Here is a 9,922-nt window from a genome sequence, read left to right as displayed (position 1 = left end):
GTTCCTTGGTCACCCGGGCCAGATCGCGCCTCAGACGCGCGACCTCCTCATCCCTTGGCGTCCCGGTACCGGAAAAGGCCTTGCTGGCCCCGGCCTCCGCCTCCCGAACCCAGCGGGTCAGCAGGGTCGGACTGATACCCAGCTCCAAGGCAATCTGCCGGCAGCTTGTGCCCGATCGACGAACCAACTCCACCGCTTCCCGCTTGTATTCCGGGGTGTAACGTTTACGTTTCGACATGAACACTCCTTCGGCCCAGTATGGGCCTTCTCGTAAGTGTCCGCTTTAACGGGGTAGAACCCCCATGCGGCGGCTTCCATAGAACGGACAGCGCGTGTAGATCGCGTCCAGCGCATGGCACAACTCCAGATCCAGGGCCACCGGCGATTGGGGTGTCCGCTGCGCGTAAACGGTGGATCGGGCCACACCGGCCAGCGTGCACTGCCGAGTCAGCGGCATTGCGTCCGAAGCGTCGATCCAACTCCGCCGCGTCACGGCAGGCCGATCCCGGACTTTTTTTTCAACCAGTCGAGCTCCATCTTCAACCGGCCGATCTCGCTGTAGAGTTTCTCATCCGTCTGGTACTCGGCCTTCGGCTTCGGACCCCGCTTCTGATCGAACAGCGTCGACGAGTCTTCCAAAAGGGCCTTCTTCCACTGGCTGACCTGCACCGGGTGAACCCCGTATTCCTGCGCGATCTCGGTGGCCGTCTTCAGTCCCCGCACCGCCTCCAAGGCCACCTTCGCCTTGAGCTCCGGGGAGTGCGTAGTACGCTTCTGCTTCGGCATCATCGGTCCCTTCGAAATCGGCCCGGCAATAAGCTTAAACCCGTGTCCTGATTTCGGGGTCCACTTTAGTCATTCTGCACAAGGGAGCCGCAACGCCGTGCGCGCGCCCGTTTTTGATAAGCACGGGCGGCCGAGCCCCTGCATTGAATGGTTTGTGGGGTTGGTACCCCAGGTTCCCCGATCCTGCGTTGCGCCGCTTGCGGGTAGAACCACTACCCGCTGCACGACACGCCTTGTCTCGGAAAACCTGGGGTACCAACGCGAGTGCGTACATTGATCAGTGTTTCCCTAGCCGTTGCGGCGATCGCCGCTCGCCGTACCGGCGTTGCGCAGTCTCTCTCGCAGGCGGTGCTGCCCGGCCCAGATTCTGGCAAGGGCCGCCCTGGAAAAGACAGGGTCAGGTGGCCCGTTTGCGCGGGGGCCCATGCGGTCGGCGTCATCCCCCGCGGCGTCTCCGAACTCGTTGGCGCTCATGATCTCTCCTGTCTCCGGACGGGATGCGAGTTCCGGGGAGCGCGCTCGCCACCCTCTCGTCCGGGTTCTCCCCGACAGAAGGCCGACGGCCTGCTCCCCGGACCGTGTCGATCCGCGGTCCGGACCACGGTACTGGAGCAGATTGCCATCCCACCCGTGGTGACTCTGTGCGCCGCCGAACAAACGGGCGTGCGAATGTCGCCCCCAAACATCTCCGTCGATCACCCCGGAAAACCCGCATTCAATCCCCTGCCGGAAAACGCCGGAAGCCGCGGCGGGACGCGATCTGTGCGGCATCGTACAGACGCTGGCGCGCCCGCGAGCCAGACTTTCCGACAGTGCTAGTCACGAATACCCGGCCGCAAAGGCCCGTTACCCGGAGGGAAACGCCATGTCACTGGGAACCATCCTGCTCATCGTCCTTGTCCTTCTGTTGATCGGCGTGATCCCCACGTGGCCGCACAGCCGGAACTGGGGCTATGCCCCGGGCGGGGTGATCGGAGTCGTACTGATCATCCTTCTCATCCTGCTACTCACCGGCCGGATATAGATCCAGTCGTTCCTGCCCACGGAACGGACACGCAACCACCGACACCCCGAACCCAGGGCGGCTCCTGACCGAGACAGTCCATGGTGACTGGGTCCATACCCATCTGGAGTACAAGAAATGAGACAGTTGCGATATCTGCCCCCGATCTTCCTGACCCTCTTGCTGGCCCTGCTCCTCGCGGGTTGCGCTGGATCGGGTGAAAGACAGACTGCCGGCGAGTACATCGACGACAGCGTGATCACCACCAAGGTGAAGGCGGCGTTGTTCAACGAGCCATCCCTGAGCGGCTTCGAAGTCAGCGTCGAGACGTACGAGGGGCGGGTGCAGTTGAGCGGCTTCGTCAGTTCCCAGGAGGACATCAACAAGGCCGTCGAGATTGCACGCGGCGTCGAGGGCGTAAGATCGGTCGACAACGACATGCAGCTCAAATAGCGACCGGACGCGACAGGCCGGCCCCCGATACGCGCGCTCGGCCGCCCTGCCGACGACGCGATCGCGGTGACGCGCCTCCACTCGTCCATGTTCCATGGCGGCCCGCCCAGATGGGCGGGCCGCCATCGGTTTCCCTACTCCCGCAGCGCGGCTTCCAGCCTCTTGGTCTCGGTGATGTCGACCATGGTGATCACCACCCCGTCGATCACGTTGTCCACCCGCCGATAAGGCATGATGCGTACCGTGAACCAGCGGTCGTCGTCGGCCGTGATCTGTTTCTCCGAGGTGGCCAGTGTGCGTAGGGTATCGCGCGCGTCGTCCTGTAGTTCCGGGTATTCCAGGCTGGTGGTCAGATCGCTGAGCGGCCGGCCAACATCGCCTTCCCGAAGACGAAAAATCTTGGCAGCCTGCTCGGTATAACGCCGGACATGCAGATTCTGATCCAGGAACAGGATGGCGATCTCGATGCTGTTGAGCACGTTCTGCATGTCGCTCTGCGCGAGCGCGAGATCGTCCAGCTTGGCCTGCAACTCGGCATTGATCGTCTGCAGTTCCTCGTTCATGGACTGCATCTCTTCCTTCGAGCTGTTGAGCTCCTCGTTGGTCGACTGCAGTTCCTCGTTGGCCGATTGCAGTTCCTCGTTGGCCGCCTGCGACTCTTGCCGCGAGGTTCGCGCCTCCTCGCGCAAGGACTCGATCTCGGCCCGGTACTGCTGCAGCTCGGCGGCATGCGCGGCCGGCCTGCCGCCCTTGCCCTTGGGACTGCGTCCCCCGTGTCCGGCGCTACTGGGTGCCAGATCGCGGAATATGACCATGGTCATGCCGCGCAAGGGGGATGGGTCATGAAAGGCATGCACGGTCACATCGACGCGCTGCACCCCGGCGTGCGTGGGCACCTCCAGGCTGTGCAGGTGCACGGGGTGGTCGCTCGTGGCCGCCTTCTTCAGTGCACTGGCCAGGGGCCCACCCAGGCCTTCGCGGGCCATCGCGAAGATGTTCCAGTTGGCCTTTCCGGCCGCCGGCTCGAGGTATTTCCCGGTGTGGCCGCTGACGTACACGATGTCCCCTTCCCCGTTGAGCACGACCGCGGCGGGCGCGTAGACCTGGAGCAGGACCTGGTCGGCCGCCGCCTGTAGCTCGTCGGTGGGTCGCGAAGAAACCTCGGTGGAAGACACGGGATGCTCCTTGTTCGGGCCGGACAGCGGCGGGAACGCACGCAGGAGGAAATCACGTCCGCCCATGGGGACGTGATCCTGGCGCTGGTAGAACCGCAGGCGCGACTCGATCGGGGTGAAAAGATGGTTGAATTGCCCGACGGTCTCGGAAGTCCCCAGAAACAGCACGCCCCCCGGGCGCAGGATGTAATGGAACAGGGGTAGCAGCCTCCGCTGCAGCACCGGCCCGAAATAGATCAGCAGGTTGCGGCAGGCAATCAGGTCGAGCTTGGTGAAGGGCGGATCCAGGATCACGTCATGCTGCGCGAACAGCACCATGTCCCGGATGTCCTGGTTGATCTGATAGTAGCGTTCGTGCGCGGTAAAGAAGCGGGCCAGCCGCTCCGGCGACACATCGTCCGCGATCGACAGCGGATACTGGCCTCTGCGCGCCGTCGCAATGCCATCCGGGCTCAAATCCGATGCGAAGATCTGAAGCGTGACGCCATGCGGGTCCGGGGCCCGCTCCATGACCTCCGTGAACACCATGGCCAGCGAATAGGCCTCCTCGCCAGTCGAACAGCCAATCACCCAGGCACGGAGCTTGTCTTCCCCCTTGCGCCGTTCCAGGAGTTCGGGCAGCACGGTCCCGGCCAGATACTCCCAGGTTGCGGGATCGCGAAAGAAGCTGGTCACGCCGATCAGCAGCTCCTTGAACAGCAATTCGCCCTCCTGCGAATTGTGTTCAACAAACTCCGCGTATTGCTCCAGAGAGGCGAGGCCATGAATGGCCATGCGCCGCTCCGCCCGCCGCTTTAACGTGCTCGGCTTGTACAGCGAAAAGTCATGGCGGATACGTTGTTGCAACAGGGTCACGATCCGTTCCAGAGGCGAGGCGGCCTCCGGTGGTGGCGTTTCGTCCGAACCGGCGCCCGCCTCGCTCGGGTGTGCCATGACGGCCAGGATCCGCCCCGGCAGCTCGCTCGGCGTTGCCACGATATCGGCACAGCCCGCCTCGATCGCGCTTCTGGGCATGGAATCGAACTGGGCCGATTCGGGGTCCTGCACCGCCGTCAGACCGCCTACGGCCTTGATGGCCTGCAGCCCCGCCGTACCGTCCGAGCCCATGCCGGAGAGCACCACCCCGATGGCCCGTTCGCCCTGACCAGTGGCGAGGGACGAGAACAGGATATTGACCGGCAAACGCATGCCCCGCGGCTCGGCGGGTTCCGCCAGATGCAGCGTGGTACCGACCAGCGTGAGTTCGGTATTCGGCGGAATCACGTACACGTGTCCCGGCTCGATGCGCATGCCCTGTTCCGCCGCACACACCGGCATCTCGGTGACCCGTTGCAACAGCTCGGGCAGCAGTCCCTTTTGCGTGGGATCAAGGTGCTGCACCACGATACACGCCATACCGCCATCGGCCGGTATCCGCTGCAGGAACTCCTCCAGCGCGACCAGCCCCCCGGCGGACGCCCCGATACCGACAATGCGCAGCGCCGCCGGGGCATCGACAGGGGAACGATGACCCATGCTCAGCCCCTCCCGGCCAGGCTCATCGCGGCGATGGCTCGGACCTCGCGATCACCAGCAATACCTCCTCGCCCCCCGGGCCCAGGGTCGCGGTCAACTGGAACGGCTCGGCGTCGCTGCGCCCTCGTCCGCCGGATGCAACCGAGCAGCAGACACCCGCGGCGCCTTCACGGCAGGCATCGACCACTCCCTGGACGGCCGGCTGGCTACCCTGCTCGAACCACGACGCGAGCGGCTGCCCCTCCAGCCCATCCGCTTCAGTGCCGAGCAACTCGGCTCCGGCACGGTTGCCTTCGAGAATGATCCCATCGAGCCCGACGACCAGGTACCCCACCGGGGCAAACTCGTAGAGCCCCCGGTAACGAGCCAGGGCCTGGTCCAGCTCCTCCTGGTCGCTTCGAAGCTGGGCATGCTGCAGGTCGAGCTCGACCTGGTGGGTCTGCAACTCGCTCAGCAGCCTGAGCGCGTCCGCTGCGGTATCCGGGTCGCTCGCCAGCCGGTAGAGCAGCGTCAGCGAATCCGGTCCCACCGTCCAGCCCCCATTGGGCGGAGCTGAGCCCTCGCGTAACCGACTCTCGGCGTCCTGGCGCAAACGCAACTGTCTCTCGAACTCCGGGCTCAGCTTCTGCATGGGTCCTCCAATCCAATCCGTCCAGTAGCCACCGCCACTGACTCCCCCATGATAGCCCGGTCGCCGGTCGTCCTGCTGGCCGCGGAGGCTCCCGCCAACGAGGCCGTTGGCCAATGGGGCCCGCAGGCATCCCGGATCAGGTGGAATCCTTGATGTCCTTCTTCAGGTCACCGTACCCCGCCTGGAGCTTTCCACCCGCCTTCTGAGCCCTCCCTTTCTGTTCCATCTCCTTGTTGCCGAGTGCCTTGCCGGTGCTCTGCTTCGCCTGGCCCTTCGCCTCTTCGACGCGGCCCTTGATCTGGTCCTTGTTCATGTTCTCCTCCCGTTCCTTTAGCGGTCGACGCTCATGGAGTCTCGTTCGGGATGGCCGCGCGGCCGTGCAGTGGTTCCATTACGGTCGTGCCTGTCCGCTTTCGGCGCGTGCTCCCGGCCCGCCCGAGCAACGAATCCCCGCGTTCGCGGAATTTCGCGAGTTTAAGGAAACACTGATCAAGGTACTCGTTCGCGCTCGAGTCGATTTGGTGTGCGAACAAGGCGCGGTGACTGCCGTGCAGCACTCTGCACAAGAGAGCCGCAACGCCGTGCGCGCGCCCGTTTTCGTCAACAACGGGCGGCCGAGCCCCATCTTTCAATGGCTTGTGGGGTTGATGCCCCAGGTTCCCCGATCCTGCGTTGCACCCCTTGCCGGTAGAACCACTACCCGCTGCGCGACGCGCCTTGTCTCGGAAAACCTGGGGCACCAACGCGAACGTGTACCTTGATCAGTGTTTCCTTAAGGCTACGCCGGCCCCATCCCCTGGGTCTGTGTGTTACCGAACACAAAACGCCCCGGATGCGCGCCGCATCGAAGCCGGGGCCCAGCCGTGAGAACGCCGGCGCGCCACAAGCCGGCCCGCGTGCTGGACCCCAATGACTCGCGGCCCGTCCCGAACGCGCCACGACGTCCCCTGTGCGCTTGCGCACCGACGCGCGATCCGTTCAGGCATACCCTGAAAGTCGAATCCCCGGGTTCCGGCCCACGTCGCTGAACCCGCCCAGACCAAGGAAAAGCCTCATGAACCAGATCATCTACATCGTCGGCGCCATCGTTATCGTCCTCTTCATACTGGGCTTCTTCGGACTTCGATAGGTCCGGCATCGTCGCTGCGAAGTTGCCGTCTGCGGCCTTGCCTGGCAGCCGAAACATCCCCCGGCCCCAAACTCGGGAAGCACTGCCCGGGTGGTCGCTGCGCCGGTTTTGCCTCCTGGAGACCCTCACCGACTCGCAGGACCGCCCTCCGCACCCGACGGACGGGGCCCGCACCCTGCCGGAGAGGTCGAGCTGAACGCTCAGGCGCGTACCGGCGCCGTCGGCACGTTCGCGTGTTCGAAGGGGACCAGACGCTGCCGTTCCTCGTCCCAAAGGGCAAGCCGGGCGCCATGGAGGCTTTCCTTCAGCGTCACACGACTGACCGAGCGGAGATGCGGATAATCCTTCAGCACCTCGGGCAACCGGTAGAACGGGATACGGCTGGCGAGGTGATGGACGTGATGGATCCCGATATTCGCGGTCATCCAGCGCAGCGGGGCGGGCAGATCATAATAGGAGCTGCCGTAGAGCGCCGTTTCCTGGAAAGACCAATCCGGATCGCGCGCCCAGCGCGTCTTCTCGAACTGGTGCTGCACGTAGAACAGCCAGACGCCGACCGCACCCGCCAGGACCGCGATCGGCAGGTGCACCAGGAAAAAGACGCCCGCACCCACCAGCGACATCATCGCCACGACGACCAGCGCAATCGCCACGTTGGTGCCCATGGTACTCAGCCAGGGCATCCATCCGCCGCGCATGAACCCGACGGGCATGCGGTTGTGCAACAAGAAGAGGTAGGCCGGCCCCAGGCCGAACAGGATCAACGGGTGCCGGTACAGCCGGTAACGCAGGCGTTGCGAAGGAGACAGCGCCTGGTATTCACGCACACTCAGGGTATCGATACTCCCTTCGTCCGCGCGGTCCAGATTGCCGGAGTGCGCGTGATGGAGGGCATGCGTGTGGCGCCAGAAGTCGTAGGGCGTGAGCGTGAAGATGCCCAGCGCCCGTCCCACCCAGTCATTCGCGCGCCGGGACGGGAAGAATGACCCGTGCCCGCAGTCATGCTGGATCATGAACAGCCGCACGAGAAATCCGGCAGCGGGAATGGCCAGCACCAGGCCGACCCAGTAGCCGGCGCTCACGCTGGCCCAGGTCAGAAACCAGAAAAGGACGAACGGGATCACGGTAACGACCAGTTCAAACACGCTGCGCGCGAGAAGCGGCGTACGATATGCGGACAGTGCGCGCTGTAACGCTCGGGGATCATCGACGGGTTCGACAACCGCTGCTTGTGGCTCCATGCTGGGACTCCGTACTTGGCTCGACTCCAGCGGCCGGGTTCGCACCCCACCGCCGGCGAGCCGGTTTCTAACACCGGGCTTTCGGTCTCGATACAGGAGCGGGTCCGAAAGCCGTACACTTCCAGCCTATAGTGGGGCCAGGCGCGCTCACTGTATGTTCGATCCCACACACTGCGCCCGCAGTACCATGGCAGTTTCGGCCCCTCCCCCCCACGAACCTTGTCGTCTGCTCGCCTCCGCGAGGCCGTGCAGACACCCTAGTCACGCCAATCGGACACGCACATTGAACGTGGAACGTCCAAACCTCTGTAGCACCCGGGTGTTACTCGATCTGCCCGCCATTCAGGCTCGGCTCCGCGTGGCCCGGGGCGACACGCATGCGAGTGGACGCCCCCCGAAAGAATCCTGTCAGCTTCACGTTTACGTAAATAGAGCGTTGACGCCCAGCATCCGTGAGGCTATTAAAGCAACATGGCTTTGTAACGATCGAATCCATGAACACTTCAGCCAGCAGCGATGGGGCACCGTCGCGCTTGCGGCCACCGGGGGGGGCTTATGTACTGATTCAACCTTCGGGCAGGGGGGCCAGGATGCCGTACTCCGATAGACTTCGCGCGAACGAGTTGCTCGCAGGACTTCCGCTCGACGATTACGCGCATCTTTCCCCGCACATGGAGGCGGTACCCATGCCGTTGGGGGAAGTCCTCGCCGAGCCCGGACACCCGATGCGCTACGCCTACTTCCCCACCACCGCCATCGTGTCCCTCCTCAACGTGATGCAGGATGGCGCCACGACCGAAGTTGCCGTGGTTGGATACGAGGGCATGATCGGGGTCTCCTTGTTCATGGGCGGCGAGAGCACATCCAGCCGCGCTGTCGTGCACAGCGCCGGACACGGGTTCCGGCTGAAGGCCCAGGTCCTGAAAGACGAGTTCACCCACGGCGGGCACATGCAGCAATTGCTGTTGCGCTATACCCAGGCGCTGCTGACCCAGATGGCACAAACGGCGGTATGCAACCGCCACCACACCCTGGACCAGCAACTCGCCCGCTGGCTGCTCCTGAATCTCGACCGTCTGCACGCGAACACCCTCGAAATGACCCAGGAACTGATCGCCCATATCCTGGGCGTGCGCCGGGAAGGCATCACCTGCGCAGCCGGAAAACTGCAAAAAGCGGGCCTGATCGAGTATCACCGCGGGCACATCACCGTGCTCGACCGGCCCGGTCTGGAAGCGTGTGCCTGTGAATGCTATGCGGCGGTGCGGGCGGAATACCATCGTCTGCTGTCGACGACGCCTGACCTGCAAACGGGAGGCCGATTAAGCGTGTCTCGCTGACAGCCCCCGCGATCGCCATGGATGCAGCGCCTGGTGCCGGGCCCATCCACCACGAACGTCGCGGGCCCGGGTGCCATTCGCATGCTCTCGCACGCCTCCCCATCGCCGCAGTTATACAAGAACCGCCGCAACCTCCAGCCAGCCCTCCTGCCGCAAACCACACGATACGATCCCGGGCGCCTCGACCCGCCGTACCCATGAATGGGTGTCTCCCTCCGCGACAGCATGCCGGTCAATCCCCCTCGACGCGGTAATGATCGTGTTTCTTGCGCCCCGGCCCGCCGCACCCTAGCGTGGCGGGCTTACTCAGGCACGGATCGACCCATGCGCCAGATGTCTCCCCGAGAACTACAGGACTACCTCGCCCAGGCGGAGCACCCGCCGTTGCTCCTGGATGTACGCGAGCCCTGGGAATACGAGCACTGCCACATCGGGGGCTCGCAACTGCTCCCGATGGGCCAGATCCCGACGGCCTATCAGGATCTGAACGCCGAGGACGAGATCGTGGTGATCTGCCACCACGGGGTGCGCAGCCAGCAGGTCTGCGGATTCCTGGACCGGGCCGGATTCCAGCACGTGATCAACCTGACCGGCGGCGTCGATGCCTGGGCGCGCGATGTCGACCCCCACATGCCGACCTACTGAACCG

11 protein-coding genes are annotated in these 9,922 nt (G+C 64.3%); 4 read left to right on the top strand and 7 right to left on the bottom strand.

Going from position 1 to position 9,922, the window contains the following annotated elements; genetic code table 11:
* The 3 genes from F618_RS0113020 to F618_RS16650 all read right to left on the bottom strand — a co-directional run.
* Nucleotides 1–238 (bottom strand): transposase (locus F618_RS0113020; RefSeq protein ID WP_019568828.1); only part of this gene is annotated, 238 nt, incomplete at its 3' end.
* Between the two features lie 45 nt (nucleotides 239–283).
* On the bottom strand, nucleotides 284–457 hold the full coding sequence (locus tag F618_RS16655) for a hypothetical protein (RefSeq protein ID WP_155998038.1): 174 nt from the start codon (nucleotides 455–457) through the stop codon (nucleotides 284–286).
* 32 nt (nucleotides 458–489) lie between these two features.
* Entirely contained in the window at nucleotides 490–789 is a 300-nt protein-coding gene (locus F618_RS16650) for a transposase (RefSeq protein ID WP_019568827.1), read from the bottom strand.
* 862 nt (nucleotides 790–1,651) lie between these two features.
* On the opposite strand from F618_RS16650, the gene F618_RS15725 reads away from it, so the two are divergent.
* Both F618_RS15725 and F618_RS0113000 read left to right on the top strand, forming a co-directional pair.
* Complete coding sequence (locus F618_RS15725; protein ID WP_019568825.1) at nucleotides 1,652–1,810, top strand: DUF3309 family protein; 159 nt, start codon at nucleotides 1,652–1,654, stop codon at nucleotides 1,808–1,810.
* A gap of 117 nt (nucleotides 1,811–1,927) precedes the next feature.
* A complete protein-coding gene (locus tag F618_RS0113000; RefSeq protein ID WP_019568824.1) occupies nucleotides 1,928–2,242 on the top strand; it encodes a BON domain-containing protein in 315 nt (104 codons plus the stop codon).
* A gap of 134 nt (nucleotides 2,243–2,376) precedes the next feature.
* Here the strand turns inward: F618_RS0113000 and F618_RS0112995 are convergent, their stop codons facing one another.
* The 4 genes from F618_RS0112995 to F618_RS0112980 form a co-directional block, all read right to left on the bottom strand.
* On the bottom strand, nucleotides 2,377–4,932 hold the full coding sequence (locus F618_RS0112995; RefSeq protein ID WP_019568823.1) for a chemotaxis protein CheB: 2,556 nt from the start codon (nucleotides 4,930–4,932) through the stop codon (nucleotides 2,377–2,379).
* Between the two features lie 22 nt (nucleotides 4,933–4,954).
* Nucleotides 4,955–5,563, bottom strand: coding sequence for a PAS domain S-box protein (locus tag F618_RS0112990; protein WP_019568822.1), 609 nt, complete (start codon nucleotides 5,561–5,563; stop codon nucleotides 4,955–4,957).
* Nucleotides 5,564–5,699: 136 nt separating this feature from the next.
* The gene (locus F618_RS0112985) at nucleotides 5,700–5,876 is read right to left on the bottom strand and encodes a CsbD family protein (RefSeq protein WP_019568821.1); all 177 of its coding nucleotides are present in this window, start codon (nucleotides 5,874–5,876) and stop codon (nucleotides 5,700–5,702) included.
* Between the two features lie 1,016 nt (nucleotides 5,877–6,892).
* Nucleotides 6,893–7,933 (bottom strand): fatty acid desaturase, encoded by a 1,041-nt coding sequence (locus F618_RS0112980; protein WP_019568820.1) that lies wholly within the window; start codon nucleotides 7,931–7,933, stop codon nucleotides 6,893–6,895.
* Nucleotides 7,934–8,619: 686 nt separating this feature from the next.
* On the opposite strand from F618_RS0112980, the gene F618_RS0112975 reads away from it, so the two are divergent.
* Nucleotides 8,620–9,273 (top strand): Crp/Fnr family transcriptional regulator, encoded by a 654-nt coding sequence (locus F618_RS0112975; RefSeq protein WP_019568819.1) that lies wholly within the window; start codon nucleotides 8,620–8,622, stop codon nucleotides 9,271–9,273.
* 324 nt (nucleotides 9,274–9,597) lie between these two features.
* Nucleotides 9,598–9,918, top strand: coding sequence for a rhodanese-like domain-containing protein (locus F618_RS0112970; RefSeq protein ID WP_018169933.1), 321 nt, complete (start codon nucleotides 9,598–9,600; stop codon nucleotides 9,916–9,918).
* Nucleotides 9,919–9,922: the final 4 nt, after the last annotated feature.

Source organism: Thioalkalivibrio sp. ALMg13-2, assembly GCF_000381185.1.
In the GTDB taxonomy this organism is placed as follows: Bacteria; Pseudomonadota; Gammaproteobacteria; order Ectothiorhodospirales; family Ectothiorhodospiraceae; genus Thioalkalivibrio; species Thioalkalivibrio versutus.
Note: the sequence above shows the minus strand (reverse complement) of the source record. Positions and strands in the feature narration are given on the sequence as shown.

Coding starts and splice junctions, on each gene's coding strand:
- F618_RS16655 (WP_155998038.1), bottom strand. CDS start 457: ATGCCGCTGACTCGGCAGTGCACGCTGGCCGGTGTGGCCCGATCCACC.
- F618_RS16650 (WP_019568827.1), bottom strand. CDS start 789: ATGATGCCGAAGCAGAAGCGTACTACGCACTCCCCGGAGCTCAAGGCG.
- F618_RS15725 (WP_019568825.1), top strand. CDS start 1,652: ATGTCACTGGGAACCATCCTGCTCATCGTCCTTGTCCTTCTGTTGATC.
- F618_RS0113000 (WP_019568824.1), top strand. CDS start 1,928: ATGAGACAGTTGCGATATCTGCCCCCGATCTTCCTGACCCTCTTGCTG.
- F618_RS0112995 (WP_019568823.1), bottom strand. CDS start 4,932: ATGGGTCATCGTTCCCCTGTCGATGCCCCGGCGGCGCTGCGCATTGTC.
- F618_RS0112990 (WP_019568822.1), bottom strand. CDS start 5,563: ATGCAGAAGCTGAGCCCGGAGTTCGAGAGACAGTTGCGTTTGCGCCAG.
- F618_RS0112985 (WP_019568821.1), bottom strand. CDS start 5,876: ATGAACAAGGACCAGATCAAGGGCCGCGTCGAAGAGGCGAAGGGCCAG.
- F618_RS0112980 (WP_019568820.1), bottom strand. CDS start 7,933: ATGGAGCCACAAGCAGCGGTTGTCGAACCCGTCGATGATCCCCGAGCG.
- F618_RS0112975 (WP_019568819.1), top strand. CDS start 8,620: ATGCCGTTGGGGGAAGTCCTCGCCGAGCCCGGACACCCGATGCGCTAC.
- F618_RS0112970 (WP_018169933.1), top strand. CDS start 9,598: ATGCGCCAGATGTCTCCCCGAGAACTACAGGACTACCTCGCCCAGGCG.